27 protein-coding genes are annotated in these 25,439 nt (G+C 65.2%); 10 read left to right on the plus strand and 17 right to left on the minus strand.

Features of this window, described 5'->3' with window-relative positions; genetic code table 11:
- Positions 1-214: 214 nt before the first annotated feature.
- The 14 genes from DNA98_RS00110 to DNA98_RS00175 form a co-directional block, all read right to left on the minus strand.
- Entirely contained in the window at positions 215-439 is a 225-nt protein-coding gene (locus tag DNA98_RS00110) for a hypothetical protein (protein ID WP_110524377.1), read from the minus strand.
- Between the two features lie 103 nt (positions 440-542).
- Positions 543-1,961 carry an amidophosphoribosyltransferase gene (gene purF, locus DNA98_RS00115; protein WP_110524379.1) on the minus strand — a complete coding sequence of 473 codons (1,419 nt, stop codon included), beginning with the start codon at positions 1,959-1,961 and terminating at the stop codon, positions 543-545.
- A 65-nt stretch (positions 1,962-2,026) separates the two neighbouring features.
- Positions 2,027-4,258 carry a phosphoribosylformylglycinamidine synthase subunit PurL gene (purL, locus tag DNA98_RS00120; protein WP_110525346.1) on the minus strand — a complete coding sequence of 744 codons (2,232 nt, stop codon included), beginning with the start codon at positions 4,256-4,258 and terminating at the stop codon, positions 2,027-2,029.
- Positions 4,259-4,351: 93 nt separating this feature from the next.
- Positions 4,352-5,077 (minus strand): HAD family hydrolase, encoded by a 726-nt coding sequence (locus tag DNA98_RS00125; RefSeq protein ID WP_110524381.1) that lies wholly within the window; start codon positions 5,075-5,077, stop codon positions 4,352-4,354.
- Positions 5,078-5,169: 92 nt separating this feature from the next.
- Positions 5,170-5,856, minus strand: coding sequence for a phosphoribosylformylglycinamidine synthase subunit PurQ (gene purQ / locus DNA98_RS00130; protein WP_110524383.1), 687 nt, complete (start codon positions 5,854-5,856; stop codon positions 5,170-5,172).
- Positions 5,857-5,986: 130 nt separating this feature from the next.
- Positions 5,987-6,247, minus strand: a complete 261-nt coding sequence (purS, locus tag DNA98_RS00135; RefSeq protein WP_110524385.1) for a phosphoribosylformylglycinamidine synthase subunit PurS — start codon at positions 6,245-6,247, stop codon at positions 5,987-5,989.
- Positions 6,248-6,287: 40 nt separating this feature from the next.
- Entirely contained in the window at positions 6,288-6,998 is a 711-nt protein-coding gene (gene purC / locus DNA98_RS00140; protein ID WP_110524387.1) for a phosphoribosylaminoimidazolesuccinocarboxamide synthase, read from the minus strand.
- Positions 6,999-7,056: 58 nt separating this feature from the next.
- Positions 7,057-8,367, minus strand: coding sequence for an adenylosuccinate lyase (gene purB, locus DNA98_RS00145; RefSeq protein ID WP_110524389.1), 1,311 nt, complete (start codon positions 8,365-8,367; stop codon positions 7,057-7,059).
- 210 nt (positions 8,368-8,577) lie between these two features.
- Complete coding sequence (locus DNA98_RS00150) at positions 8,578-9,165, minus strand: hypothetical protein (protein ID WP_110524391.1); 588 nt, start codon at positions 9,163-9,165, stop codon at positions 8,578-8,580.
- 16 nt (positions 9,166-9,181) lie between these two features.
- Positions 9,182-10,474 carry an ABC transporter permease gene (locus tag DNA98_RS00155; RefSeq protein WP_233492964.1) on the minus strand — a complete coding sequence of 431 codons (1,293 nt, stop codon included), beginning with the start codon at positions 10,472-10,474 and terminating at the stop codon, positions 9,182-9,184.
- The gene (locus DNA98_RS00160) at positions 10,471-11,142 is read right to left on the minus strand and encodes an ABC transporter ATP-binding protein (RefSeq protein WP_110525348.1); all 672 of its coding nucleotides are present in this window, start codon (positions 11,140-11,142) and stop codon (positions 10,471-10,473) included. The genes DNA98_RS00155 and DNA98_RS00160 overlap by 4 nt, the downstream gene beginning before the upstream one ends.
- A gap of 41 nt (positions 11,143-11,183) precedes the next feature.
- Positions 11,184-12,551: an efflux RND transporter periplasmic adaptor subunit gene (locus DNA98_RS00165; RefSeq protein ID WP_110524395.1), complete on the minus strand. Its 1,368-nt coding sequence runs from the start codon at positions 12,549-12,551 to the stop codon at positions 11,184-11,186.
- Positions 12,552-12,563: 12 nt separating this feature from the next.
- Positions 12,564-13,640 carry a TolC family protein gene (locus tag DNA98_RS00170; RefSeq protein WP_233492969.1) on the minus strand — a complete coding sequence of 359 codons (1,077 nt, stop codon included), beginning with the start codon at positions 13,638-13,640 and terminating at the stop codon, positions 12,564-12,566.
- Positions 13,637-14,971: a TolC family protein gene (locus tag DNA98_RS00175; protein WP_110524399.1), complete on the minus strand. Its 1,335-nt coding sequence runs from the start codon at positions 14,969-14,971 to the stop codon at positions 13,637-13,639. The genes DNA98_RS00170 and DNA98_RS00175 overlap by 4 nt, the downstream gene beginning before the upstream one ends.
- Positions 14,972-15,348: 377 nt before the next feature.
- On the opposite strand from DNA98_RS00175, the gene DNA98_RS00180 reads away from it, so the two are divergent.
- The 9 genes from DNA98_RS00180 (at position 15,349) to surE (ending at position 21,895) form a co-directional block, all read left to right on the plus strand.
- Positions 15,349-15,771, plus strand: a complete 423-nt coding sequence (locus DNA98_RS00180) for a hypothetical protein (protein WP_110524401.1) — start codon at positions 15,349-15,351, stop codon at positions 15,769-15,771.
- Between the two features lie 146 nt (positions 15,772-15,917).
- Positions 15,918-16,592 (plus strand): response regulator transcription factor, encoded by a 675-nt coding sequence (locus DNA98_RS00185; protein ID WP_110524402.1) that lies wholly within the window; start codon positions 15,918-15,920, stop codon positions 16,590-16,592.
- A 7-nt stretch (positions 16,593-16,599) separates the two neighbouring features.
- A complete protein-coding gene (locus tag DNA98_RS00190; protein WP_110524404.1) occupies positions 16,600-17,877 on the plus strand; it encodes a cell wall metabolism sensor histidine kinase WalK in 1,278 nt (425 codons plus the stop codon).
- Positions 17,878-17,929: 52 nt separating this feature from the next.
- The gene (locus DNA98_RS00195) at positions 17,930-18,589 is read left to right on the plus strand and encodes an HAD family hydrolase (RefSeq protein ID WP_110524406.1); all 660 of its coding nucleotides are present in this window, start codon (positions 17,930-17,932) and stop codon (positions 18,587-18,589) included.
- 75 nt (positions 18,590-18,664) lie between these two features.
- Positions 18,665-19,021, plus strand: coding sequence for a carboxymuconolactone decarboxylase family protein (locus DNA98_RS00200; RefSeq protein WP_110524408.1), 357 nt, complete (start codon positions 18,665-18,667; stop codon positions 19,019-19,021).
- On the plus strand, positions 19,018-19,494 hold the full coding sequence (locus DNA98_RS00205; protein ID WP_110524410.1) for an 8-oxo-dGTP diphosphatase: 477 nt from the start codon (positions 19,018-19,020) through the stop codon (positions 19,492-19,494). Before DNA98_RS00200 ends, DNA98_RS00205 begins: the two co-directional genes overlap by 4 nt.
- A 97-nt stretch (positions 19,495-19,591) precedes the next feature.
- On the plus strand, positions 19,592-19,798 hold the full coding sequence (locus tag DNA98_RS00210) for a cold-shock protein (protein ID WP_110524412.1): 207 nt from the start codon (positions 19,592-19,594) through the stop codon (positions 19,796-19,798).
- A gap of 175 nt (positions 19,799-19,973) precedes the next feature.
- Entirely contained in the window at positions 19,974-21,062 is a 1,089-nt protein-coding gene (locus tag DNA98_RS00215; RefSeq protein ID WP_110524414.1) for a fatty acid desaturase, read from the plus strand.
- Positions 21,063-21,130: 68 nt separating this feature from the next.
- Complete coding sequence (gene surE, locus DNA98_RS00220) at positions 21,131-21,895, plus strand: 5'/3'-nucleotidase SurE (RefSeq protein ID WP_110524416.1); 765 nt, start codon at positions 21,131-21,133, stop codon at positions 21,893-21,895.
- A gap of 93 nt (positions 21,896-21,988) precedes the next feature.
- Here the strand turns inward: surE and DNA98_RS00225 are convergent, their stop codons facing one another.
- Positions 21,989-23,479 (minus strand): lipopolysaccharide assembly protein LapB, encoded by a 1,491-nt coding sequence (locus DNA98_RS00225; RefSeq protein WP_110524418.1) that lies wholly within the window; start codon positions 23,477-23,479, stop codon positions 21,989-21,991.
- Between the two features lie 66 nt (positions 23,480-23,545).
- On the opposite strand from DNA98_RS00225, the gene DNA98_RS00230 reads away from it, so the two are divergent.
- Positions 23,546-24,238, plus strand: coding sequence for a hypothetical protein (locus tag DNA98_RS00230; protein ID WP_110525350.1), 693 nt, complete (start codon positions 23,546-23,548; stop codon positions 24,236-24,238).
- Between the two features lie 44 nt (positions 24,239-24,282).
- Here DNA98_RS00230 and DNA98_RS00235 read toward each other — a convergent pair whose 3' ends face one another.
- Together DNA98_RS00235 and ispF are read right to left on the minus strand one after the other, a co-directional pair.
- Positions 24,283-24,930, minus strand: coding sequence for a trimeric intracellular cation channel family protein (locus tag DNA98_RS00235; protein ID WP_174720013.1), 648 nt, complete (start codon positions 24,928-24,930; stop codon positions 24,283-24,285).
- A 2-nt stretch (positions 24,931-24,932) separates the two neighbouring features.
- Positions 24,933-25,415 carry a 2-C-methyl-D-erythritol 2,4-cyclodiphosphate synthase gene (ispF, locus tag DNA98_RS00240; protein ID WP_165363971.1) on the minus strand — a complete coding sequence of 161 codons (483 nt, stop codon included), beginning with the start codon at positions 25,413-25,415 and terminating at the stop codon, positions 24,933-24,935.
- Positions 25,416-25,439: the final 24 nt, after the last annotated feature.

Consider the following 25,439-nt stretch of genomic DNA (forward strand, 5'->3'; position numbering starts at 1 on the left):
CGAGACCGTGCGGGGCTCAGTGGAGAGCCAGGGCCGGCCCTGCACTGCGCCGGCGCGGGCTAGACTTCCATCAGGGTGAGGGAAGGAGTCGCATGGATAGGCTCGAGGCGGCCGGGGGGTTCCACAGGCTCCTGGGACGCTGGCCCCTGCTGAGTATGGCTGCAGGGGTAGGGGCAAGTTTTGCGCTGAAGAGCTCGGCGCCGCCGTCAGCTGCTCACGCCTGGATGCTACGAGAAGCCATGGTCGAGATGGCCTCGGTTCGCACCCCCTGCTGGATTCCCAGCAGATAGCCCATCTTCATCAGCGAGATGATCTGCTCGGTTTGACCGGACTTTACCAGCTGGTCCACGTATTCCGCCAGGTCCGGGGGAAAGGGCAGCTGCTGCAAGGCTTCGCGGTTGGCCTCGATCATGTGCTGAATCCACTCGCGCGGCGTCATACCTACCTAACAATATAACACTCAAGTTTTCTGATATATAGCTCTGCCACACATTGCCAAATGGCCGGACTGGGCAGGGGGCCAAGCTTGTAGGCGGTGAGGGCTAGGCCTGCTCGAGCGCCTCCTTCTGCACTTCCTCGCCAGGCACGCCCGCCGGGTAACGCCCGTTGAAGCAGGCCAGGCACACCGGAGCGCCCACCGCGCGCTTGACGCCCTCCTCGCTCAAGAAGGCCAGGCTATCGGCGCCGATGAGGGCTCGGATCTGCTCGAGGGAGTGGGTAGAGGCCACCAGCTCCTTGCGGGCGGCGGTGTCGATGCCGTAGTAGCAGGGAAACTTGATGGGCGGGGAGGAGATGCGCACGTGGACCTCGGTGGCCCCGGCGTCGCGCAAGAGCTGCACGATGCGGCCCGATGTGGTGCCGCGCACGATGGAGTCGTCCACCATCACCACCCGCTTGCCGCGCACGGCAGGGGTGGGGGCGAGCTTGAGCTTGGTCTTGAGGTCACGCAGCTCCTGGGTGGGCTGGATGAAGGTGCGCCCGGCGTAGGGGTTTTTGTAGAGGCCGTAGTCGAAGGGGATGCCCGAGGCGCGGGCATAGCCGATGGCGGCCCCGATGCCCGAATCCGGCACCGGAACCACCAGGTCGGCCTCCGCTGGGGCCTCGGCGGCCAGCACCTCGCCCATGCGCACCCGGCTCTCGTGGGTGCCGATGCCATCGAGCACCGAGTCGGCGCGGGCGAAGTAGATCCACTCGAAGGCGCAGGGGGTGGGGCGGGGCTCGAGCACCTGCAGGCTCCTGAGTTCGCCCGCCTCCACCCATACCAGCTCCCCAGGGCGTACGTCGCGCACGAACTCGGCCCCCACCAGCGCCAGGGCCGGGGGCTCGGAGGTGAAGACCCAGCCGCCATTAGCCAAGCGCCCGATCACCAGTGGCCGCACTCCGTTTCCGTCGCGCAGGGCTAGTACGGTGCGGCGATCCATCAGCACCACCGCGAAACCCCCTTGCAACTCGCGCATCGAGCGGGCGGTGGCCTCGACCAGGTCGAGCTTGGCGTAGCGGGCGATGAGGTTGATCATCACCTCGGTGTCGTTGGTGGTCTGGAAGACTGCGCCGTGCTCCAGGAGTTCCTGGCGGATGGCCTTGGCGTTGACGAAGTTGCCGTTGTGGGCGATGGCCAGGATGCCCTTGGAGCTGCGCACGTTGAGGGGCTGGGCGTTGAAGCGCAGGTTGGAGCCGGTGGTCGAGTAGCGGGTGTGCCCGATGCCCAAGTTGGCCCCGGGAATGCGCAGCCGGGCCATGCGGGCTTCGTCGAAGACCTGCGCCACCAGCCCCAAATCCTTCTCGATCACCAGGTCCTGCCCGTTGGAGACGCAGATCCCGGCGGCCTCCTGCCCCCGGTGCTGTAAGGCGAAGAGCCCGAGCTGCAGCATCCCCGCCACGTCCACCGGCTCCGGGCTCCAGAGGCCGATGACGCCGCACTCCTCGTGGGGTTTGTCGTAATCGCAAGACGCAAAACGCAAGACGCTAGACGCTCTAGGGGATTCTTCTAGCGTTTGGCGTTTGGCGTTTGGCGTTTGGCGTTCCCTCACGGCAGCACCTCCCGCAAGGGCGCTTCCCAGGTTTGCTTCAGCTCGCTCACGCTCCACTTTAGCTCTTGCTTGGGCAGCAGGATGGTGAGCTCGTCCCCGCCCACCTGGCCCAGGATGCGGTAGGGGAGGCCCAGATTCTGCAGGTGGGTGATGGCCGATTGCAGGTGGCCTTGGTCGATGCTGAAGAGGATGCGGCTGGGCGCCTCGCCAAAGAGCAAGGCGTCCGGGCGGCCGGGGTCGCGGATCTCCAGCGTCGCCCCCAGCCCGTAGGGGAAGGTCATCTCGGCCAGGGCCACCGCCAGGCCACCCTCGGCCACGTCGTGGGCGCTTTTGACCCAACCCATCTCGATGAGGTCGCGGATGGCGGCTTGGGCTTTGGCCTCGCGCCCCAGGTCGAGGCGGGGCGGGTGGCCGGCCTCGAGGCCCTCCCGCACCCACAGGTACTCGCTGGCCCCCAGCTCGCCCAGCGGCTCGCCGATGAGCACCACGAACTCGCCCGGCTTCCTAAAGCCCCCCTCGGCGCGGCGCTCCACGTTTTCCAGCAGGCCCACCACACCCACCATGGGGGTGGGGGGAATGCGGTAGCTGGGGCCTTCGTTGTAGAGCGAGACGTTGCCCGAGACCACCGGGACGGAGAGGGCCCTCGAGGCCTCGGCCAGCCCAGCGATGGTCTCGGAAAGCTCGTAGTAGCCGTGAGGGGTTTCGGGATTGCCGCAGTTGAGCCCGTCGGTGTAGGCCAGCGGCTTCGCGCCCACCACGCTGACGTTGCGGGTGGCCTCGGCCAGGGCGTGCATAGCCCCCAGGCGCGGGTGCAGCCGGCAGTAGCGCGGGTTGGCGTCCACCTTGAGCGCGATGGCCCGCCGGGTGCCCTTGATGCGCAGGATGGCCGCGTCCCCCTTGCCCGGCACCAGCACGGTGTTGGTGCCCACTTGGTGGTCGTAGCGCTCGAAGACCGGGGCGCGGCTGCACAGGTTGGGGGAGGCCAGCAGCTTCGGCAGCATGCCGTGCAGGTCGCCCGGCACCGGCAAGGCGCCGAGGTCTTTGGCCCGCAGGGCCCCGATCTCGGGGCTCTCCTGGCCCTCGCGCACGTAGGTGGGGGAGTCGGCCAGGGCGTGGGTGGGGACCTCGGCCACCACCTGGCCCCCCGCCCTGACGCGGAACACCGGCTCGGGGATGGTCACCGCCACCGGCACCGCGTCCAGGCCAAAGCGTGCGGCGAGCGCCTCGAGCTCCGGCTCCTTGCCTGGGCGCGGCACCAGCACCATGCGCTCTTGCGACTCGGAGAGCATGAGCTCCAGCGGGCTCATCCCCTCCTCGCGGCGCGGCACCTTGTCCAGGTCGAGCTCCAGGCCCAGCCCCGACTTGTGGGCCATCTCCGAGAGCGAGGAGGTAAGCCCGGCGGCTCCCATGTCCTGCACGCCCTCCACCAGGTCGAGGCGGATGGCCTCGAGGGTGGCCTCCAGGGTGAGCTTGCCCAGGAAGGGGTCGCCCACCTGCACGCTGGGGCGCTTGGACTCGCTCTCCTCGGAGAGCTCCTCCGAGGCGAAGGCCGCCCCGCCGATGCCGTCACGCCCGGTCTTGGAGCCCAGGTAGTAGACCGGGCGGCCCAGGCTGGCGCGGCTTTTCTTGAGCTCATCGACCCGCAGCAGGCCCACGCACATGGCGTTGACCAGCGGGTTGTCCTGGTAGCCCTCGTGGAAGTAGATGTCTCCCCCTACCGTGGGAATGCCGATGGCGTTGCCGTAGTGGGCGATACCCCCCACCACACCCTGCACCAAGTAGCGGGTGCGGTCGCCCTCGAGGCCTTCCAATTTTCCAAAGCGCAGCGAGTTCAGCAGCGCGACGGGCCGGGCGCCCATCGCCACGATGTCGCGGATGATGCCCCCCACCCCCGTGGCGGCCCCCTGCACCGGCTCCACCGCCGAGGGGTGGTTGTGGCTTTCGATCTTGAAGGCCACCGCGTACCCATCGCCGATCTCTACCACGCCCGCGTTCTCGCCGGGGCCTTGCAGCACGGCAGGCCCTTCCTTAGGCAGCGCTCGCAGCAGGGGACGGGAGTTCTTGTACGAGCAGTGCTCGCTCCACATCACCTTGAAGAGGTAGAGCTCCAGCCGGTTCGGCTCCCGCCTCAGCAGGCGTACGATTTCCCGGTACTCGTTCTGGGGGAGGCCGGTTTCCTCGAGCAGCGCCTGGGCCTGCTCGGAGAGGGGGGTGAGGGTCTCTTCCATAGGGTTCATCGGTGGTGTTTGAGGTCGAGCGTCAAGGTCAAGGGTCTAGAGTCAAGGCGTTTCGCGTTTTGCGTACGACGTAGGACCCTACCCTCAGGCCTCGGGCAGCAGCCTGAACAGCTCGCGGTGGTCTTTCACCCGCGCGGTGGGCTCGGGGCCGCCGTTGATGGTGCGGTGGCCGGTGTACTGCACCGCCCAGCTATAACCTGCGCCAAAGGCCCCGGCGATGTCGGTGCGGGGGATGTCGCCGATGTGCAGGGCGTTTTGCGGATCGACCCCCAGCTCGTCGAGGGCGACCATGAAAGCCTCGCGGCGGGGCTTGACCGCGCCGGTCTCGTCGGAGAAGGAAAACCCGCTGAAGTAATGCAAAAGCCCATGCCGTCGTAGGTGTTCGCGCAGCAGGCGACCTGGGGTCACCCCGGTGTCGCAGACGATGCCCAGGAGGTGGGTTTTGGCTAGGCGGGGCAGGGCCTCCTTGACCCCTGGCAGGGGAAGGAGATCAAAGCCTAGGGAGGTCTCCTCGAGCTTTCGGGCAGTTAGGGCGATCAAACCCTCGTCGAATTTGACCCCCAAGAGCTTAAAGATGTGGCCCACACGGTCATAAACGGTCATGACCTGAAGGGCTTTCCAGGCGTCGTCAAAAGCCATCTGGGCCTGCCGGTAGGCCTCCCGAACCTGCCCCTCGTCGGCGGGGGTACCCGCCTCTGAGAGGGCGTCGAGCAGCACTTCATAACGTGCGCTCAAAATATCCTGTGCGGAACTTGGGTTTTCCATGAAGAGCGTGCCCCAGAAGTCGAAAGTAATGGCTTTCGGTTTCATGTTTCCTCCCCGCCGTACGGTTGGGGGCTAAGCGCGCCGGGGTAGAGAGCGATTCTCCCCACACTCCGTGCCGGCGGCTTGCCCTTCCTACCTCACGCCACGATCTCCAAAGCACGTTTCAGGCTTTCGAAAATCCCCCTACCATCCACCGATCCCAGCACCTCCTCCACCGCGCGCTCCGGGTGGGGCATCATGCCCAGCACGTTGCCCTGCTCGTTGACGATGCCGGCGATGTCGCCCAAGCTTCCGTTGGGGTTTCCGCCTTGGCCCTGGTACTCGACGTAGCGGAAGACGACCTGGCGGTTTTGCTCTAGCCGCGCCAGCGTCTCCTCGTCGGCGTAGTAGCGGCCCTCGCCGTGAGCGATGGGCAGATGCAGCACCTGAGCCTGGCGGTAATCGGCGGTAAAGGGCAGGTCGGTGCGCTCGACCCGCAGGAAGACCTCCTTACAGGTGTAGTGCAGGTTGGTGTTGGCCAACAGCGCTCCCGGCAGCAGCCCGGCCTCGGTGAGGACCTGGAAGCCGTTGCAGATGCCCATCACCGGGTAGCCCTGCTGGGCCAGGCGGCGCACCTCGCCCATGACGGGCGAGAACTTGGCCAGCGCTCCGGCCCGCAGGTAGTCGCCATAGGAGAAGCCTCCGGGCAAAACCACCGCGCCGTAGCCCTCGAGGCTGCCCTCGGTGTGCCAGACCAGCTCGGCCCGCAGACCCACCCGCTCCAGCGCCCAGCGGGTGTCCTGGTCGCAGTTGGAGCCGGGGAAGACGATGACGGCGACCTTCACAGCGCCTCCGGCAGGGGACGATCCCCTTTGGGACGGAGCAGGCTCCGTGCACCCGGGCGAAACGCCAAACGCCATACGCCATACGCGTCGTTACTCCCAGCGTTTTGCGTCTTGCGTCTTGCGTTTGGCCTCACAAAACCTCCTGCAACGGCCTCAGGGCTTCCAGCGCGTAGACCTCCATCACCGGGTTGGCCAGGGCTTTGGCCATGGCGAGGGCGGTTTCGCGGGCCTCGGGCTCGGAGGCGGCCTCGAGCTCCATCTCGAGCACCCGCCCCACCCGCACGTTCTCCACGCGGTAGCCCAGGCCCCTGAGCACGCCCTCCACCGCCCGGCCCTGGGGGTCGAGGATGCCGTCTTTGAGTTCGATCAGGATCGTCGCGTGATACTTCATGAGTGCGCCTCCGGTGCGCCAAACGCCAAAAACCCGGCCTTCACCCCGCGCCCCCCAGCACCCGCCGCAGCACCTCCTGGTAGGCTTCCTCCACCCCGCCCAGGTCGCGACGGAAGCGGTCTTTGTCCATCTTCTCGCCGGTGCCCACCTCCCATAGCCGCATGGTGTCGGGGCTGATCTCGTCGGCCAGGACGATGTTTCCATCGGGGAGCCGCCCGAACTCGAGCTTGAAGTCGACGAGCTCGAGGCCGCGCTCGAGGAAGAAGGCCTTGAGCGCCTCGTTGACCCGCAGGGCCAGCTCCCGGATGCGGACCAGCTCTCCCTCGCTCAAGAGGCCCAGCGCCAGCGCGGCTTCGTCGTAGATGAGGGGGTCGCCCAGGGCGTCGTTCTTGAGGGAGAATTCCACCAGCGCTCGGGCGAGGGGGCGGCCCTCCTCCACGCCGTAGCGCTTGGCGAAGGTCCCGGCGGTGCGGTTCCTGACGATCACCTCCAGCGGCACGATCTCGACCTGTCGCACCAGCATCTCCCGCTCGGAGAGCTCGCGCAGGAAGTGGGTGGGCACGCCCTGGGCCTCGAGGTAGCGGAAGAGCCGGGCCGAGATGCGGTTGTTGACCACCCCCTTGCCCGCGATGGTACCCCGCTTCTGGGCGTTGAAGGCGGTGGCGTCGTCTTTGTAGTACACCCGGTAGGTCCCGGCCTCGGGGCCTGGATACACGATCTTGGCTTTGCCCTCGTACACTTTCTCCGTCATCGGCCTCACCGCCTAGCTGAACCACGAGGGAAAGGTTTAACCATCTTACCCCTCCCCACTAAAGCCCGAAACGGGCATAGATCGCGTCCACGTGCCGCAGGAAGTACGCCGGGTCGAAGGCGGAAGCCAGGGCCTCGCCCTTCACCGGGCACGCGGGGTCGGCCTCCAGGAGCTCGCGGAAATCGCGGCCCTCCTCCCAGCTCTTCAGGGCGTTGCGCTGCACCACTTCGTAGGCGGCGGCGCGGTCCATGCCGCCCTCCACCAGCAGCCCCAGCACCCGCTGCGAGTAGACCAGCCCCCGGGTGAGGGCCAGGTTGCGCGCGATGTTGGCCTCGTAGACCACCAACCCCTCCAGCACCCGCCCCAGGCGGCGCAGCATGTAGTGGGCCAAGGTGGTGGAGTCGGGCAGGATGACCCGCTCGACCCCCGAGTGGCTGATGTCACGCTCGTGCCAAAGGGCCACGTTTTCCAGCTCGGCCTGGAGGTTTGCGCGCAAGAGCCGGGCCAGCCCGGAGATGTTCTCCAGGGCCACCGGGTTTTTCTTGTGAGGCATGGAGGAGGAGCCGGTTTGACGATAGCTGAAGGGCTCTTGCGCCTCGAGCACCTCGGTGCGCTGGAGGTGGCGCAGCTCGACGGCGATACGCTCGAGGTCGGCCCCCAGGATGGCCAGGGCGCTCATCAGCTCGGCGTGGCGGTCGCGGGGGACCACCTGGGTCGAGACCGGCTCGACCGCGAGCCCCAATTTGCGCGCCACGTAGGCTTCGACGGTGGGCTCGAGGTGGGCGTAGTTGCCCACCGAGCCCGAGAGCATGGCCACGCCGATGGTCTTCCTGGCCCGCTGCAGGCGCTCGGCGTCGCGCGAGAGCGCGGCGTAGAAGCTCAGGAAACGCAGCCCGAAGCTGGTGGGCTCGGCGTGGACCCCATGGGTGCGCCCCACCGCCGGGGTGTGCTTGTAGCGCACGGCCAGCTGCTTGAGGGCCTCCTGTACCCTCTCGAGTTCGGCCTCGACCAGCCGCAGCGCCTCCACGAGCAGCGTGTTCTGCGCGGTGTCCACCACGTCGGTGCTGGTGAGGCCGAAGTGCAGCCACTGGGCCACCTCCGCGTCGCCCACCCACTCCACCAGTGCGCGGGTGAAGGCCACGATGTCGTGGCGGGTTTCCTCCTCGAGCGCCTCCGCCCGCCGGGCGAAGCTCTCGTCGATGGGCCTGCGCGATAGCCCCTCGGCCAGCCGGGCAGCCACCCCTCGGGGCACCACCCCCAGCTCCTCCCAGGCCTCGAGGGCGTACTGCTCGACCCTAGCCCAGGCTTCATACTTGCGGGCCTCGGTCCACAGCGCCTTCATCTCGGGGGTTTGGTAGCGCTCGATCATGCCCCCACCCCCGCTCTAGCCCGTGAACGGGGGGGCCGAGCGGTAAAGACCAGCCCGCCGGGTAGCCGCACCCAGCGGGCCCACTCCTCCCAGGAAAGGAGATCAGCTCGGGATTCGCACACTTGGTATCACTCGCCATCCTTCGCCGCTTCACCGAACGGCCTGGTGGATGACCCTGCGAGCCTACCACGCCGGATGAGGGGTCCGCAATTACCTCTTGGAAAGCAGGGCGATGAGCTGTTGGAGCTCCTCGGCGGCCCGGCCCTCCTTGAAGGGGTTGAAGGGCTTGCCCTGCTGGATGGCCTGGAAGAGGCCGCCGCCTCGAGGCCCCCCCTGTCCTCCGGGGCCACCCGGATTGTTCGGACCACCCCCACCTCCGAAGCTGTTGGTTGGGCCCTCCCGGTTTTGCCTGCGCTGGCGCATCTCCTCCTGCCGCTTGAGCTGGGTCTCGTCCATCCACTTGAGCTGGGCGGGGGTGAGGATGTTGTCCTCGATATTCGAGAGGATTTTCTCGGCGTCGGCGGGCTTGAGGTCGGCGCGGGTTTGGAGGTTCTTGAGGATGGGCAGGAGCTTTTGGGCTTGGGCCTTGGTGAAGGAGAGGTTCTTCTGCCGGTCGAGCTCGAGCATCAGCCGCAGGCTGCCCATGAGGTCGAAGACCGGACGGTACTGCTCGAGGCGCTTGCGTAGTTCGGGGTTGGATTGCTGCGCGCCAGGCCCCTGCTGGTTGGTGATGACCTCTTGGGCCAAGGCGAGCGAGGAGAGTAGCGCCAAAACCGTTGCCAGGATCGTTCTTGCCATATCTACTCCTTGTCGGTTACTCGTACCTAAGCGATTCCACCGGGTCGAGCCGGGCGGCCCGCAGGGCGGGGTAGTAGCCGAAGAAGACGCCCACCATCACCGAGAAGGCGAAGGCCAGCACCATGCTGCTGGCCGAGAAGATCGGGGTGATGTGGAGCAGGTTGCCCACGCTGCGGGCCAGCCCCAACCCCAGCAGGATGCCCAGCAGGCCGCCCCCCACCGACAGCACCACCGACTCCACCAGAAACTGGGTGAGGATGTCGCGGGGCTTGGCCCCCAGCGCCTTGCGGATGCCGATCTCGCGGGTGCGCTCGGTGACCGAGACCAGCATGATGTTCATGATCCCGATGCCCCCCACCAAGAGGCTGATCCCGGCCACCCCGCCCAGGAAGAGGGTGAGGGTCTGGGTGACCTGGTTCACCGAGGCCAGCGCGTCGGCCTGGTTCTGCACGCTGAAGTCGTACTCGTCGGGGTTGGCGATCTTGTGGCGCTCGGCCATGAACTCGGTGATCTGGTTTTGCAGGTCCTTGAGGGTGTCTTTGCTCAAGCCTTGGACGTACACCTGGCTCACCGTGGCTTCACCCCGGTTGTTGCTGCGGCCCAGGCGCTGGATATAGGTGCTCAGGGGCACCAGGATCTGGTTGTTGGGGCTGGCGAAGCCGGAGTCGCCCTTGTCGGGCAGCACCCCCACCACCGTGAAGGAGATCCCGGCGATCTTGATCTTCTGCCCCAGGGGGTCGCTGCCTGCGAAGAGGTCCTGGGCTACCTGGTAGCCCAGCACCGCCACCCGCCGGCGGGCTTGGTTGTCGGCCTCGGTGAAGAAGCTGCCCTGCGCGGGCTGGGCGTTGCGCACGCTGGCGTAGGCCGGCCAGGTGCCGATGACGGTGGCGTTGGTGTTGTTGGCCCCGAACTTGACCTGATGATTGCCCTGGGCGACGGGGGCCACCCCGGCAACCTGGGCGGCGAAGTGCTCCTGCAAGGCCTGGGCGTCTTTGACGGTGAGGGTCTGGGGCCCGCCGAAGCGCACCAGTCCGGGCGGGCCGCCCCCGCGCCCGCCGGAGACGGTGAGCAGGTTGGTGCCCAGGCTCTCCAGCGAGCGGGTGATGTTGGCCGTGGAGCCCTGGCCCACCCCGGTCAGTGCGACCACCGCCGCCACCCCGATGATCACCCCCAGCGCGGTGAGCGCCGAGCGCAAGGGGTTGCCCAGGATGGCCCTCCAGGCGATGCTCACCACCTGCAGCGGGTTCATGCCCGCCAGGCTCGAGCGCCGCTGGAGGCTGTCTTTGGGGAGTTCTCGAGCGGGGTTCACGCCACACCTCCCACGGGCCGCTTGCGCTGCGGGTTGGGGCTGTCCGACTCGATGAGCCCGTCGCGGATGCGCACGATGCGCCCGGTGTACTCGGCGATATCGGCTTCGTGGGTGACGATGATGACCGTGGTGCCCTCGTCGTTGAGCTCCTGGAAGAGGCGCATGACCTCGATGGCGGTGTGGGAGTCGAGGTTGCCGGTGGGCTCGTCGGCTAAGAGGAGCGAGGGGCGCATGGTGAGGGCACGGGCCACCGCCACGCGCTGCTTCTGCCCGCCCGAGAGCTGGGAGGGCAGGTTTTTCGCCTTGTCCGCCAGCCCCACCCGCCGCAGCACCTCCAGCGCCCGCTCGCGCCGCTCGAGGGCCGGCACTCCGGCGTAGGTCAGGGGAACTTCTACGTTCTCCAGCACGCTCAGCCGGGGCAGCAGGTGGAAGGCCTGGAAGACGAAGCCGATCTCGCGGTTTCTCGCCTCGGCGCGCTCGTTCTCGCTCAGCGCGGTCACGTCCTCTCCGGCCAGGAAGTAGCTTCCGGCGGTGGGCCTATCCAAAAGGCCGATGATCTGCATCAGGGTGGTCTTGCCCGAGCCCGAGGGCCCCATCAACGCCACCATCTCCCCCTGGGCGACCTCGAGCGAGACCCCCTTCAGGGCCTCGAACTCAATCTCCCCCATGCGGTAGACCTTGCGGATGCCCTCGAGGGAGACCACCGGTTTCACCTTCCACCTCCTAGGGGGATGCGCAACCCCCCCGGGCCGTTGCGGCTGCTGGAGCTAGAGGTAGAGGTGGTCGAGGCGCGGGCGGGTAAGATCACCGTCTGGCCCGCTTGTAGCCCACTCACCACGACTTGGTTGGTTCCGTCGTCCGGCCCCAGTTCGACCCGGACAGTTTCCGTGCTGCCGTCGGGCTTTAGCACCTCCACATAGGCCCGCTTGCGCACGGTCTGCACCGCCCGCTTGGGGATGATGAGGGCATCGGGGATCTCCTGGATGAGGATCTCTCCCTCGGCGGTCATGCCCGGGCGGAGCCGGCCATCGGGGTTGGGTACGTTGACGGTCACGTAGAAGACCGCGATGTTCGAGACCACTGTGGCGCTGGGGCTGATGGCGGTGACGGTGCCGTGGAAGACCTCGTTGTTGAAGGCGTCGAGGGTCACGTCCACCTTCTGCCCCACCCTGACCTGGCCGATCTCGGTTTCATCGATCTGCACCGGCAGGTCCACGCTCGAGCTGTCGATGATCGTGAGCAGGGCGCTGCTGCCGCTGACGCTAGCGCTCACCCCCACCCCGCCTACCTGGGCGTTCACCGCTGATACCGTGCCGCTGAAGGGGGCGTAGATTTTGGTGTTGGCCAAATCTTGCTGGGCGTTTTTGAGGCTCAAGGCGGCCTGGTCGACGGCCAGTTGCAGGTTGCGCAGATCCTGGGCGTTGCTGGCTTCCTTGAGGGCGAGCGAGCTTCGCGCCGTCTCGAGGGCCACCCGGGCGCTGTCGAGCTGGGCCTGGGCCTGCTCCACCGCGCGCTGGGCGCTGGAAAGCTCCTGCTGGGTGGCCCCGCCAGCGGCGTAAACCCGCTGGGTGGCGGCGAGGTTGGCGCGGGCGGTCTCGAGCTGGGTCTGGGCGCTGGTGTAGGCGGCTTCGGCGCTGGCGATAGCCTGTCGCTGGCTGGCCAGGGCGGTGGCTTGCGTGGCGCGGGTGCTCTCGAGCTGAGCCTGGGCTTTTTGCAGGGCTAGCCGGGCGTTGTCCACGGCCCGTTGGTAGCTGGTGGGATCGATCTGCACCACCAACTGGCCCTTGTTCACGTGGTCGCCGACCTTGGGCAGGTAGATGATGGTGCCTTGTACTTGGGCTTTGAGGTCTACGCTCTGGTGGGCTGCAAGGGTGCCTGGCCCGCTCACCGAAACGCGGAAGGTGCCCTGGGTGACGGGGGCGGTTTCCAGGCCCGACTTGGCCTGGCCTTGCCCTGTCGCGGGATGGCGCAACAGCACGATCGCCGTCCCGATGCCGGCCAAGACGATCAGCAGGAGTAGCCACCGCCCCCAACTCCACCGCCGGTTTCGACTGCGCTTGATCTGGGCTGCACTCATGAACGCCCTCCTCTAGTTTTGAGCTGTGGCCGCCCGTACCAACCCGGTAAAGTCCTGCCCCGCCGCTACGGAGAAGGCCGCCAGGGCTTTCCAATAAGCATCCTGGGCTTGCACGAGGCTGTACTGGGCGCTTTTGAGGGAGACCTGATCGGTTTGGAGCTGCAGCGCCGAGATGGTGCCCGCCTTCAGGGCTACCTGGTCCTGATCCACCACCTTCTGCGCGTTGGCCACGTTGGCTTGGGCTAAGGCGATGCTCTTGTAGGCGTTGAGGGCGGTCTGGTAGGTGTTGGTGAGGCTGGTCTGGGCGTTTTGCTGGGCGGTTTGCAGGGTACGCTGGCTATTCTCCAGCGAGGTCTTGGCCGATTGCAGGTTGACCGCGGGGGTGTAGTCGTTGTCGTAGAGCTTGACGTTGAGCTGGGCCAGCTCTACCGCTTGTCGGGCCTGCACGACGCTTGGTAGGCGGTTGAAGAGGTCCTTGGACAGGGCCTCGAGGTCGGCCTGTAGGGCTGGGGCGGGGGGCGGAGCGCTGACCGTGACGTTGCCCAGATCGCTCACCCCCAAAAGCGTGGCCAGTTGTGCCGCCAGCACCGGGAGCTGGGCTTGGGCGTTGATGAGGGTTTGCCGCGAGCTGTCCAGGGTGTTCTGGGCCCGGGCGACGTCCAGCTGGGTGGCGTTCCCGGCGGCCTGCCGGGCTTTGGCAACATTCAGGTTGCGTTCGTTCAGGGCCACCTGGGCCTGGAGCAGCTCCACGTTCTGCCGCGCTTCGTAAAGCCCCAGATAGGCATCCACCACGTCCTTCATCACCTGGAGGCGGGTGGCCTCGAGGTTGACCCGGGCCAGCTCGGCGTTCTGCCGGGCTTGGGTTAGCGCCGCGATCAGCGTGCTGGGGTCGGCCTCGAGCGCCTGCAACTGCAGGGTGGCGTTTTGCAGGGTGGCTTGGGCATTTTGGAGCGTGGGGCCATTGCTATAGGCCCGCTGTAGGGCCTGGGGTAGGGTCAGCGTGGTCTGCGCCTGGGCCAGGGTTTGGGGCAAGAGGCCGAGGGCGAGAAGAAAAAGGCCGAGGGCGGAGGATCTTCTGGGCTGCATCATGGGCTTTTCTCCTGGGTTAGGTCTGTGCCGAGGGCGTTTTGTAAGGCCAAAGCGGCGAGCTGAGCCTGAGCGGTGGCGGCTTCGAGGTTGCGGCTGGCTTGCTGCTGGTTAACCTGAGCGGCCTGTAGGTCGAGGGCGGTTCCGGTTCCCGCCTCGAGCCGGGCTTGAGCCGTGCGTAGGTTCTGGTTGGCCGCCTCCAGGGCAGTTTTGGCGGCGGCCACGCTGCTTTTGGCGGTGAGCAGGGCCTGGTATTTCTGCCGTACGTCGAGTTCGGCGGCCCGCCGAGCGGATTCCAGGGCCTGCTGGGCCGCGTCTAGGGCGGTCTGCGCGGAGCGGATCTTGGCCTCGCTCACCGGGTCGAAGACCGGAAAGCTCGCCGAGAGATTGAGGCTCCAGGCGGGAGATTGGCTGCTGGAGGCCGAGCTCACGGCCGGCAGGGTCCCGCTGATGGAGGCGGTGCCGCTCTTGAGGCTGAGCCCCGCCGAAACGGAGGCTGCCCCGCTGCTCGTGCTTCCACCGTAGCCCACGCTGAGAGAGGCATCGGGGAGCAGCCGGTCGCGCTGGGCGGCGGCTAAGCTCTCCTGGGCATCTTGGAGCTGCGATTGGGCCTTGAGTACGTCGGAGCGGCGGGCATAGGCCTGTTGTACCAGCGCCTCGAGCGTCCCGCTGGGAAGCTCGGGTTCGCTGGGAGGTGTGGCCGGCTGTCCTAGGCTTTGGGGGTTTACCCCTAGGGTGCCCGCCAGGGCGAGCCGAGCGATCTCCAGGGTAGCCGTGGCGCTCACCAGGTTCGAACGGGCCGTATCGAGGTTTTGTTGGGCTTCGAGCACGTCGCTCAGGGTGGCGCTTCCGGCTTGGTTGCGGGCCTGGGTGACTTGCAACTGACGTTCGCGCAGGGCTAGGGTGGCTTGGGCGATGGCCAGGTCGCTGGCGGCTTGCCGCAGGTTGAAATACTGTGTAACTAGGTTGATATACAAGGTGTTGCGGGCATCGCGCCGGGTCAGGGCGGCCCGCTCCAGGGCTCGCTGGGCGCTATGGATAGCGTCTTGAGTGGGCGACCAGGGCAGCACCCCCAGGGAGGCTGTGCTGGAGAGGATGAGGGTGTTGCTCTGGCTCAGGGTATAGCTTCCGCTCGCGGTGAGCTTGAAACCGGCGGCGGCTTGGGCGGCCTCGAGGCTGCGCAGCGCGCTCTCGTAGGCCAGGTCGGCGCTTTGCCAGTCGGGGCTGTTCGGCAAGGCGCGCAGCGCGTCGTTGAGGTTGAGCGGGGCACTCTGCCCCAGTGCCGGTGGGGCCAGAGCTAACAAGATGCTGAGGATGGATAAGGTTGGTCTCAAAGCATCACCTCCAACGAGGAGTAATCTGCTGGAGCCATGTGTAGCCGCCTGGTACGGAATGTGTAGTTTTTATGAAGGGCGGCGTACCTTCAGGGTTCTCCAGGAATCTCATTACAGTATCGGACATGGAAAATGCCATGGCGTAGGGCAAGACAGGGGACGTGTGGCTTTATGAAGACAATTTGAAGGCAAGGGGGATGTGGATAGACTAGCCTCGAGCTGGACGGGAAAAACGCGATGCTCGCGCGAGGGGTGACCTAAACATAGCCTACATCTCGCCTCCACCCTCTCTACACCGTTAGGCGGCATGCTCTGTTGCAGGAACGGGGAAGACCAACCGAACCGACTAAAACCCCCGTTCCGAAAGGAGAAAGACCATGAAACGCTCGCTTTGGATTACCACGATTGCCGGTTTGCTGACTTTGGGAGCAGTGCATGCCCAATCTGCCTCAGGGGTGGCCCTGGATCAGGGCATCGTCACGGAAAACCCCCTCACCGAACTGCAACAGTGGGTGAGCGCCATGCCTGCTTCGCTGGACCTGCAAGCCCTCAGCCCACAGCAGTTGCGGCAACTGTACGCGCTGCTGAGGGAGCTATACACGGCCTCGTCCCCTATCAGCTCTGTGGAGGCGCAGCAGATCCTCGAGGCTATCGCTTCAACCTTGCCGGCCCCGGCGCTCGAGCAGCTTCAGGCGCAGGCGAAGAACATGACCCCCAGCGACTACAGCGACGGGCTGAAGGCGGCTCTTAATGAGCTGGAGGATACGGTGAGCGCGGTTGGCTTCGATTTGGGCAACTGACCTACCCCCTACGGCGCCCCGGGTTGAAGCTCGGGGTGCTGCATCGGTTCTTCTTAAAACCTTCACAAAAGTAACCTCACTTCTTCATGAGTTCCCCCTAACCTTCTGCTTAGAAAATGCCTGCCTCTGCCGATACACTAAATTTGATGGCGCTGGTCCTGGTGGTCGAGGACGAACCCGAGATCGCGGAGATCCTGGAGGGCTACTTGCGCCGCGATGGCTATCGCACTGAGCGGGCTGTCGATGGCAAGGCGGCGCTAGGCTTATACCGCGCGGCTAAACCAGACCTGGTGCTATTGGATATCCAGCTACCAGAGCTGGATGGACTCGAAGTACTCCGCCGCATCCGCGCGGACGGCAATACCCCGGTGATCTTGGTGACGGCCCGCTCGGAAGATCTGGACAAGCTCTTGGGCCTCGAGCTGGGCGCCGATGACTACATCACCAAACCCTTCAGCCCGCGCGAGGTGGTGGCCCGGGTCAAGGCGGTGCTGCGCCGGGTGAGCTCCTGGGAGGGCCCGGCTGCGGTGCTGCGGGCGGGACCCCTGGAAATAGATACCGAGCGGGTACTAGCCCGCGTCGGCGCCACCCGGCTTGAGCTTACCCCCACCGAGTTTCGGTTGCTCGAGACCTTGGCCCGCACCCCTGGTCGGGCCTTTACTCGCCAGGAACTTTTGGAAGCCGCCCTGCCCGATTCGGATGCCCTTGAGCGGGTGGTAGACGTGCACCTCAAAAACCTGCGCAAGAAGCTGGAGGCTGCTGGAGCCACCGGGCTTTTGGAGACGGTGCGGGGAGTGGGCTACCGGCTGTGGGTAGAGTAGGGCGCATATGCAGTGGTTTGACCGTATCGAGGTTCGTCTAATTGGCCTCATCGTATTGGTGGTGGCGGCGACCAACCTGATCACCTTGGGGATTAGCATCTACTCGACCCAGCGCAACATCCGCGAGCTGCCGCGGGAACTGCGCGACGTGTTACAGACGGAACGCGGCGAGGGGGCGGCGCTGCCTTGGGTGGTCTCCAAGCGGATCAACGGGTTGTTGCACCCCGGTACGGAGGTAGTGGTTCGCCTCGAGACGCCTATGGACAGTTCGCAGGATCGGGTTTTTTGGCTACGCGTACCGGGCAGCGACCCCCAGCCCATCCGGATCGCGCAGATGCCGCCCTCCCCCCGGCCCGACTTTCGCACCCGCTTACAGCAGAGCCTGTTGATCGCTACTTTGGCCTCGAGCGTGCTGGGGATTCTGCTGGCGTTGATCTTTGCTCGCCGCCTGGCTCGGCCCATCGAAGCGGTTTCGGCGGCGGCTACGCGGCTGGCGAGCGGTGACCTCTCTGCCCGTATTCCCACGCCCAAAGGCCACGACGAGACCGCCCTGTTGGCGCGCAACTTCAACCGCATGGCGGAGGCGTTAGAGAAGCTCGAGGCCGAGCGCAAAGCCCTCATTGCGGACATCGCTCACGAACTGCGCACCCCCCTCACCATCATGCAAGGGCGTCTCGAGGCCATTCAGGACGGGATAGCCGCGTTGGAGATGCGCGAGATTGACCGATTGCACAACCAAACCCAGCTCCTTTCCCGGTTGGTGGAGGATTTGCGCACCCTATCGCTGGCCGATGCCGGAAGGCTTACCCTCGAGCGCCGCCCGCTTGACCTGCGAGGGGTGGTGCGCAACGCGGTGGCTGGTTTCCAAGGCCAGGCCCAGCTCAAGGGGATCAAGCTTCAGGTGAACCTCCCGCCTTCGCCGTTGGAGGTCGAAGCCGATCCCGACCGCCTTACTCAGATCGTCAGCAACCTCCTGCATAACGCCCTGACCCATACCCCCAGCGGCGGGACCATCACCGTGGGGGTAGAGGCCAAGGGCAAGGAGATTGCTGTGCAGGTCGTCGATACCGGGCCGGGTATCCCTGAGGAAGCTTTACCTAAGATCTTCGACCGGTTTTTCCGGGCCGAGGCTTCGCGCTCGCGCCAAACCGGCGGCAGTGGGTTGGGCCTCTCGATTGTCAAGGCGCTGGTAGAACTCCACGGGGGACAGGTTGAGGCCAGAAACCGGAGCTCCGGCGGCGCCGAGTTCTGCTTTGTGCTTCCGAAGCTGGAAGCCAAAGGCTGATCTCGAGGGCTGTATGACCTCCTTCTAACCTTTCCAAGGTACTATAACCTTCATGAAGCGCGCCGTACTTTTCGACGTGGGAGATACCTTGATCCTGGGCCACCCCAAGCTCTGGCTGTGGCCGCTGTTGCTCGAGCGCGGCTTGACCCCCGACACCTCCCGGCTGCGCGAAGCCATCGCCGCGGCCTATGCCGAGTACAACCGCCGCCATCTGGAAGCCAAAAGCCCTGAATCGGCCCTGCCCGTCTGGCGCACCTTTCATCGGCGGCTTTTGGAAGGGTTGGGGCTGCAAGACCACGCCGAGGAGATCAGCGGCTACCTGGCGGAGAACTGGCAAAACCCCAAGGTCTGGCCGATCACGCCGGGGGCGGTAGAGGTGCTCACCGAACTCAAAAAACGGGGATACAAGCTAGGGGTGGTCTCCAACTGGGACGGGCTGCTGCCAGGGGTGCTGAAGGCGGTGGGCTTGGCCCCTTACTTCGACTACGTGGCGGCTTCGGCTTTGGAAGGGGTGGCCAAGCCCGACCCGCGCATCTTCCAGGTGGCGCTGCACAAGCTGGGGGTGGCCCCCGAGGAGGCCGTGCACATCGGAGATTCCCAGGACGACGTGGCGGGGGCCGAAGCGGCGGGGGTCACCCCGCTTTTGTTCGATGCCTACCGGCAGAACCCCCAGGCCATCCACGATTTGCGCGAGGTGCTGGAACGGGTCTAGCGGGGGTCATACGCCTTGCGGTAGGACGCGCGGCGACCCTTGACGTCCGACCCTCGAGCCTCGACAGTATCCATCATGAGCGTGCGCAAAGCGATCTGGGGGGAGCACCTGGAGGCCATCGAGCAGAACCTGTCCGAGGTGGACCCCGACCTCTACGGCTACATCCGCGACTTCGCCTACGAAGAGGTGCTGGCCCGGGAGGGCCTCGACCTAAAGACCCGCGAACTGCTGGCCATCACCAGCCTAATCGGGCTAGGGGCTCCCAAAGAACTCGCTACCCACCTCGAGGGGGCCCTCCGCAACGGGGCTACCGAGCGGGAGATCCGCGAAACCATCATTCAATCCGCCGTGTTCGTGGGGTTTCCCAGGGCGTTGGGGGCTATGAAGATGTTTCATGCCACCCTACGCAAGCTTCTTTCCGAAGGACGATGACCCTCTGCGCCGAGGTGTTCGTGTTGGACCGCCCCCGGCAGCGCATTCTGCTGGGGCGGAAGAAGCGCGGGTTGGGGGTGGGTCGGTACCAGGGTTTTGGGGGCAAGCTCGAGCCGGGAGAGACCTTGCTTCGGTGTGCGGTGCGCGAGCTTTGGGAAGAATCAAGGCTTGAAGCCCAGGAGCACAACCTGTGGTACATGGCGCACCTGCTCTTCGTCTTTCCCGGCAAACCCCAGTGGAGCCAGGAGGTGCATGTGTTTCGGCTCGAGCACTGGGAGGGCGAGCCGCAGGAAACCGAGGAAATGCGCCCGGAGTGGTTCGACCTAAAAACCTTGCCCCTCACCCAGATGTGGGACGACGTGAAATACTGGCTGCCCCAGGCCCTGGAGGGAGCTAGGCCCAAGCTGCGCTTCGTCTACACCACCGATGGCCAGCAAGTGGAGCGAGTAGAAAAACTCGTAGACCCCAGCTGATTTGGGTTCAGGGCATTTGACTTTGGGCGAGCGCCATGCTACCCTCAATTGTCCCTAGAAAAACCAAAGAGGTTTTGCGGGTCGTAAGGAGAAGTAAATGAAGACAGGCACCGTGAAGTGGTTTAATGCTGAAAAGGGCTACGGGTTCATTGCGCAGGAAGACGGCCCTGACGTATTTGTTCACTATAGCGCCATTGAAGCCGATGGCTTCCGTACCCTCCAGGAGGGGCAGCGGGTACAGTTTGAAGTCGAGCCGGGCAAGAACGGCAAAGGCCCCCAGGCGGCCAAGGTTCGCCCTGCTTAAGGCCAAAATCAGCCACATCCACCCCCCGAGTCGGGGGGTTTGCGTTTATTGGTACCCAAGATGGGGCGATAACAACACCCTCATTGTAAAATCCCTCAAAATACTCCCAAGCCACTCTCCTTACCTGGGGTCGTCCATGGCTGGGTGGGAGTTTTGGTAGTGATAAGGAGCGTTCATGACCGAAGAACAGCATCTACGCGAGTACACCAAGGCCCTTAAGGCAATCCTGCCCAAGCATTTTTTTGAGCCCGTACCGGCTCGGATGATGTATTTGCCGGTTTTTGTAGGGCTGTTTGTGCTGTGCGCTTGGGGCATCGTGGCCACCCCTTGGGTGTCGCTTAAGCTGCTCTTGTCTTTTGGAGCGGGGTATGCCTTTGTCGGGATGGGCTTCCTGGCCCACGAAATCCTGCACGGGGCGGTCACCAAGAACCCGGTGGTGCGCTCGATCACCGGCACGATTGCCTTCCTGCCGCTTCTGGTGGGTGCCCGGCTGTGGCGCAAGTGGCACAACGTCGAGCACCATGGCCATACCCAGCACCCCCACGACGACCCGGACGCGATGGGCACCCTCGAGGTGGCCCAGCAAAAACCCATCTTCCAGTGGTTTTTCCGCCAGGCCCCGGGCTTCCGCAGCCTGTTCTTGTTCAGCTCCTTCACCTTCTGGTTTAGCTTCCACGCCCACATGATGCTCAGGCGCTTCTTGCCCGAGTTCAAGCCCCACGAGCGACGGGTGGTGATATTCCAGGCTGTCTTGCCCTACCTAGTCTGGTCGGGGGTGTGTTGGCTGGTGGGGCCGTTCGACTTTCTCTTTGTGTTCGTGCTGCCCTGGGGGATCGCCAACTTCATCGCCATGAGCTTTATCGCCACCAATCACCTCCTCAACCCGGTTACCGAGACCAACGACCCGCTCCTGAACAGCCTCACGGTCAGAAACCCCAAGTGGCTCGAGTGGCTCACCCTGGGCTTTGGCCTGCACGTCGAGCATCACGTCTTTCCGGTCCTCTCGCCCAAGTACGCCCATATCGTGGCGGCCAAGATCAAAGAGCTCTGGCCCCAGCGCTACAACGAGCTACCGCACTGGAAAGCCCTCTACTACCTGTGGAAGACCCCACGCCTTTACCGGGACCACCGCAACCTGATCGAGCCCACCAGCGGTAAGGTCTTCGGCACGATGGGCTTTGGCCTGCCCGAACGGGTCCAACAGCATAAACAGGCCAGGATCGATGCTCGAGCGGTAGGGAAGAAGAGGGGGCGCTCGAGCTAGGCCTCCGGCTTGCTTGAGGCAGGGGAGTGCCCTGTACCTACTCCTCCGAACCCTGTACCCTATTCCTTATGCGGATTTTGGTCACCAACGACGACGGCATCTTTTCTCCCGGAATCAAGGCCCTGGCGTTCGCTCTACGCACCTTGGGCGAGGTGATGGTGGTGGCCCCTGATGTGGAGCAGTCGGCGGTCGGGCACGGGATCACCGTACGGCGCCCCTTGCGTTTCAAGCACACCGCAGCCGCGGGGTTTGGCGAGATCCCGGCCTACCGGGTGGACGGAACCCCGGCCGATTGCGTGGTGCTGGGTTACCACTTGCTGGGCAAGCCCGATCTGGTATGTTCGGGGATCAACATCGGGGTCAACTTAGGCCTCGACCTAACCCACTCGGGTACGGTGGCGGCGGCGCTCGAGGGGACCAGCCTGGGCATTCCCTCGATCGCCTTCAGCCAGGAGGTCTCCGAGGAGGAGTTGCGCTTTGAGGAGGCCGCCCGGCTGGCGGTTCCTATTGCCCAATGGGTACTGGAACGGGGCCTGCCTGGCGGCATCCTGCTAAACGTCAACTTTCCCAAAAGCACCCCCAAGGGCCTCAAGATCACCCGGCTCTCCAACCACCACTGGCAAGACACCGTGCTCAAGCGCGAAGACCCCGAGGGCAAGCCCTACTACTGGGTAGCCGGGCAACAGACCGGCCTCGAGGACGAAGGTACCGACCTCTGGGCGGTCAGGCAGGGCTATGTCTCGCTCACCCCGGTTACGATGGACTACACCGCTTATGGCTTCAAGGAGGAACTCGAGAGCTCTTTTCCCACCGGGCTGAGCCACCGGGAATAGGCTAGCGCGCTGGTAGCTGCTTATATCGCGTACGCCAGACGCCAGGCGGTGGATCGGGGCCACCGGCCGGGCTATACGTTGTGCGCTCGAGATTTACAGCACGGTCCGTACCAACGGCAAATGGCCAATTAGGGCCAGGATAATCCCGACCAGTACCCAGGCGGCCACCCCGCCCCAGACCCCCCCGGCTCGCTTGCGTAGCCAGCCTAGCAAGAACCCGGCGGCCACCAGGAAGAGGGTCGGCCCCGGTACGGCCAGCGCTCCTAGCAGCGGGGCCAGGGGAAGGGCCAGTTCCTTGTAACGTTCGCGCAACGCATCTATGGCGACGCCCCGCAGCACCGGCTCGAGCAAAGCCCATCCTACGAAGGTCAGGAACATCGGCGGGATCTCGCCCAGGCCCAGCGGTTTGCGCACCAGGCTGTAGAGGCCCGCCATTCCCAGCAGGACTGCCCCAGCCCATAATCCCTCGATCCAGCCCCGGGGATTGCCCAGATGGAGCGCCAGGCGACGCCGCAGGCGGTAGTAGGTCATGAGCAGGGCGAGAGCGCCCAGCAGCAGGTAGAAAATCGGGCGGATGAATTCGGATTGCACCGGGGTGAAGATGGCTAGCCAGTTGTGGTAGAGCGAGAACCCTATCCACCCGCTGGCGATAGCCGCCAGGGCTAGACTCCCGATCAGCCACAAGTAAAGGGTGCCGGGTCCATAGGTGGGCTCGTTGCTCATCTCCACGGTGCGCATCGGCTCGATCCGGCTTTCTCCATAGAGGATGAGGCCCAAAAAGACCAAAAAGGTCAGCAGCCAAGGCCAGGTGCGCAAGAAAAGCTCGTTGGCCAACCCCACCCGCGCCGAGAGCTGCCGCAGCACCAGCCCGCCTTTGCTCCAGTCTCCTTGGCCGTAGTAGATCATGGCCAAAAGCCCCAAGGCCCGGTTGTAGTCGGGCTCGAGCGGTCCTAATCGGGGCAGGGTAGCCTCCAGCCCCGCCGCGGCCTCGCCCAGTTGTCCTGCTTCCCATTGCAGCTCGGCCCGGAAAATGCTTTCGGCGGGGCTATTCCCCAGCAGGGAAATCCCCTCTTGCAGCCGCCCCAGCCGCTGGTAAAGACGAGCGGCTCCCAAGCGACCCTCCGCATCGGCGGTAGCTTGTAGGTAAACGGGCAAGGCTTCTTCATAGCGGCCCAGGGCCTCCAGGGCTTGGCCGCGCAGCACCAGAGCTTTGGTGGAGCTCTGGCTGCCCAAAAAGACCAAAGCGTCGGCAGGGCGGCCTTCTAGCAGCCGGGCCCAGCCAGTGAGGAGCCGCACCTCAGGATCGTCGGGGGCCAAGCGGTCCATCTTCTCCAGCGCGGGCTTGGCGGCGGCCAGCTCTTTGCGCTCGAGGTGGATCCGGGTAAGGAGCTTCAGGCTCGGCAAGTACTCGGGGTCGGCTACCAGGGCCAGCTCACAGGTAGCCTGGGCGCTGTTCAGATCGCCCTGGGCGTACAGCCCTTGGCACTGCTGGTGGTATTTTTGTGGACCAAGACCCGTTTGGGCCCAAGCCGCCGCTGCACAGATCCCACTGATACCGAGCAGCACGGCCCATACGCGCTTCATGGGGTTCAGTTTAACATGCAAGCTTGTTTGGGCCTGGTAATATTTGGCTGGCAAGCGGAGGAGATAATGAAGAAAAGTTTTGTGGGTCTATTACTTTTGCTATGGGCAGCTCTAGCTTGGGGGCAGGAGGAATTCATCTCGCGCCTGATCGACGAGGGCAAGTACCAAGAAGCCTATGCCGCCGCGATCAAGCTGGGAACCTCCGAGGGATGGACCCAAGCCGCTAAGGCTGCGAGCTTTTATGCCAGCTACCAGGCCAAGGAGAATGAGCGCAGTTCCTGGTATGACCGCGCTGAGGATGCCGCGCAAAAAGCCATCGCCGCCGATAAGAACAACCCCGAGGCCTACTTCGAACTGGCCCGCGCCGACGGGCGCTTGGCGCAGTTTCGCGGCATCCTGCAAAGCCTCAACCTGGCGGCCTCGGTGCGCGACAACCTCAATAAAGCCCTCCAACTCAACCCCAAACACGCCGGGGCGCGGGTGGCGTTGGCCTTGTGGAACCTCGAGCTGACCCAAAAGGGGGTAGGCTGGCTGTACGGGGCCGACGGTGGGCGGATCGTCCCGCTCTTTGAAGAGGCCATCAAGCTAGAGCCGGAGGTGATCATCCACCGGGTGGAGTATGCCGGCGCGCTGGCCAAGCTGGGCCGTGCTGCCGATGCGCGCAAACAGTACGAGGCGGCTTTGGCCCTCGCCCCCAAAACGGCGGCGGACCGTTACGACCTCGAGCGGGCCAAGCGGGAATTGGCTGCGCTTAAGTAAAGAACGCACCGCGCCGGGGCGTGGGTACGCGCCCCGGCTTGTGCTCATCTCGGGGTAGGGAGGCGCAGGCCCAGCCAGCGGCTGGAGAACCTCAGCGCGACGGTGGTGAGAGCCCCAAGGAGCAGGGCTAGGTCAGGGGAGAGGGGGTAAAGCAAGAACACCGTAACCGCTCCTCCGGCGGCGGCTGAGGCGTACAGGTCGCGGTTACGGTAGAGGATGCCTGGAACCTCCCCGGCCAGCACGTCGCGCAGAATACCCCCGCCAACCCCCGAGATGCTCCCGGCGAACACCGTTCCCCAGAAGCCCAGCCCGAAAGCCAGGCCGCGTTCGGCCCCCAAAGCGGCGAAAAGGCCCAGCCCCAGGGTGTCGAGGTAGTAGATGGGGCGCTCGAGGTAGGGGGTGAGCCGCCCGGTACCCAGCCGCCGCGAAACCCACCACACCAGCAGCGAGACTCCCAGAATGGCCCATAGAACTGGCTCGTTACGGAACACCTGCGGGGGCAAGGAACCCACCACGATATCCCGGATCGAACCCCCGCCGACCGCCGTCACCCCCGCTAGAATGACGATCCCCACCGGATCGAAGCGCTTCTCTATCGCCATCAAGGCACCGCTTAGCGCGAAGGTCAGCGTACCGATCCAGGCCAGGATGTCCACCAAGGTGGGGCCGAGGGTGTGCAGGGCGCCTTCCATGGCTAGGGGTGTTGGGTCTCGAGCAGCGCCAGTACCCGGCACTGGATATGGTCAGGAGCTAGCCCTTCTGAGGTTTTAAAGGTGATTCCCACCCGCTCTGGAGGCAGCTCAAGCAGCCGCGCCAGGTTCTGCTGAAGCGCTGAGCGGTAAGGTCCCAGTTTGGGCCGATCGAGCATCACCGTTGCGCTCACCTGAGCGGCCCGGTAGCCCTGTGCCCGGACTTGTTCGAGCACTGCCCCCAGGATCACCCCGCTCGCCAAGCCCTTCCACTGAGGGTCGGTATCGGGGAAGAGGCTGCCGATGTCCCCCAGGGCAAAGGCCGAGAGCAGGGCGTCAGAGAGGGCATGGAGCAGCACGTCGCCGTCGGAGTGGGCCACCGCTCCGCGTTCGCTTTGGATCCTGAGGCCCCCCAGCCAAAGCTCCCGGCCTGGTTCCAGGCGGTGCGCGTCCTCACCGTAGCCGATTCGAAAAGGGGTGGGTGCCACGGTTCTATCCTAACTTGACCCTGC

Source organism: Meiothermus sp. Pnk-1 (assembly GCF_003226535.1).
Lineage (GTDB): Bacteria > Deinococcota > Deinococci > Deinococcales > Thermaceae > Allomeiothermus.

What these genes read in the sequence shown, in the direction of transcription:
- DNA98_RS00110 (WP_110524377.1), bottom strand. Translation starts at nt 439, where the DNA reads ATGACGCCGCGCGAGTGGATTCAGCACATGATCGAGGCCAACCGCGAA.
- purL (WP_110525346.1), bottom strand. Translation starts at nt 4,258, where the DNA reads ATGGAAGAGACCCTCACCCCCCTCTCCGAGCAGGCCCAGGCGCTGCTC.
- DNA98_RS00125 (WP_110524381.1), bottom strand. Translation starts at nt 5,077, where the DNA reads ATGAAACCGAAAGCCATTACTTTCGACTTCTGGGGCACGCTCTTCATG.
- purS (WP_110524385.1), bottom strand. Translation starts at nt 6,247, where the DNA reads ATGAAGTATCACGCGACGATCCTGATCGAACTCAAAGACGGCATCCTC.
- purC (WP_110524387.1), bottom strand. Translation starts at nt 6,998, where the DNA reads ATGACGGAGAAAGTGTACGAGGGCAAAGCCAAGATCGTGTATCCAGGC.
- purB (WP_110524389.1), bottom strand. Translation starts at nt 8,367, where the DNA reads ATGATCGAGCGCTACCAAACCCCCGAGATGAAGGCGCTGTGGACCGAG.
- DNA98_RS00150 (WP_110524391.1), bottom strand. Translation starts at nt 9,165, where the DNA reads ATGGCAAGAACGATCCTGGCAACGGTTTTGGCGCTACTCTCCTCGCTC.
- DNA98_RS00160 (WP_110525348.1), bottom strand. Translation starts at nt 11,142, where the DNA reads ATGGGGGAGATTGAGTTCGAGGCCCTGAAGGGGGTCTCGCTCGAGGTC.
- DNA98_RS00165 (WP_110524395.1), bottom strand. Translation starts at nt 12,551, where the DNA reads ATGAGTGCAGCCCAGATCAAGCGCAGTCGAAACCGGCGGTGGAGTTGG.
- DNA98_RS00170 (WP_233492969.1), bottom strand. Translation starts at nt 13,640, where the DNA reads ATGATGCAGCCCAGAAGATCCTCCGCCCTCGGCCTTTTTCTTCTCGCC.
- DNA98_RS00180 (WP_110524401.1), top strand. Translation starts at nt 15,349, where the DNA reads ATGAAACGCTCGCTTTGGATTACCACGATTGCCGGTTTGCTGACTTTG.
- DNA98_RS00185 (WP_110524402.1), top strand. Translation starts at nt 15,918, where the DNA reads ATGGCGCTGGTCCTGGTGGTCGAGGACGAACCCGAGATCGCGGAGATC.
- DNA98_RS00190 (WP_110524404.1), top strand. Translation starts at nt 16,600, where the DNA reads ATGCAGTGGTTTGACCGTATCGAGGTTCGTCTAATTGGCCTCATCGTA.
- DNA98_RS00195 (WP_110524406.1), top strand. Translation starts at nt 17,930, where the DNA reads ATGAAGCGCGCCGTACTTTTCGACGTGGGAGATACCTTGATCCTGGGC.
- DNA98_RS00200 (WP_110524408.1), top strand. Translation starts at nt 18,665, where the DNA reads ATGAGCGTGCGCAAAGCGATCTGGGGGGAGCACCTGGAGGCCATCGAG.
- DNA98_RS00205 (WP_110524410.1), top strand. Translation starts at nt 19,018, where the DNA reads ATGACCCTCTGCGCCGAGGTGTTCGTGTTGGACCGCCCCCGGCAGCGC.
- DNA98_RS00210 (WP_110524412.1), top strand. Translation starts at nt 19,592, where the DNA reads ATGAAGACAGGCACCGTGAAGTGGTTTAATGCTGAAAAGGGCTACGGG.
- DNA98_RS00215 (WP_110524414.1), top strand. Translation starts at nt 19,974, where the DNA reads ATGACCGAAGAACAGCATCTACGCGAGTACACCAAGGCCCTTAAGGCA.
- surE (WP_110524416.1), top strand. Translation starts at nt 21,131, where the DNA reads ATGCGGATTTTGGTCACCAACGACGACGGCATCTTTTCTCCCGGAATC.
- DNA98_RS00225 (WP_110524418.1), bottom strand. Translation starts at nt 23,479, where the DNA reads ATGAAGCGCGTATGGGCCGTGCTGCTCGGTATCAGTGGGATCTGTGCA.
- DNA98_RS00230 (WP_110525350.1), top strand. Translation starts at nt 23,546, where the DNA reads ATGAAGAAAAGTTTTGTGGGTCTATTACTTTTGCTATGGGCAGCTCTA.
- DNA98_RS00235 (WP_174720013.1), bottom strand. Translation starts at nt 24,930, where the DNA reads ATGGAAGGCGCCCTGCACACCCTCGGCCCCACCTTGGTGGACATCCTG.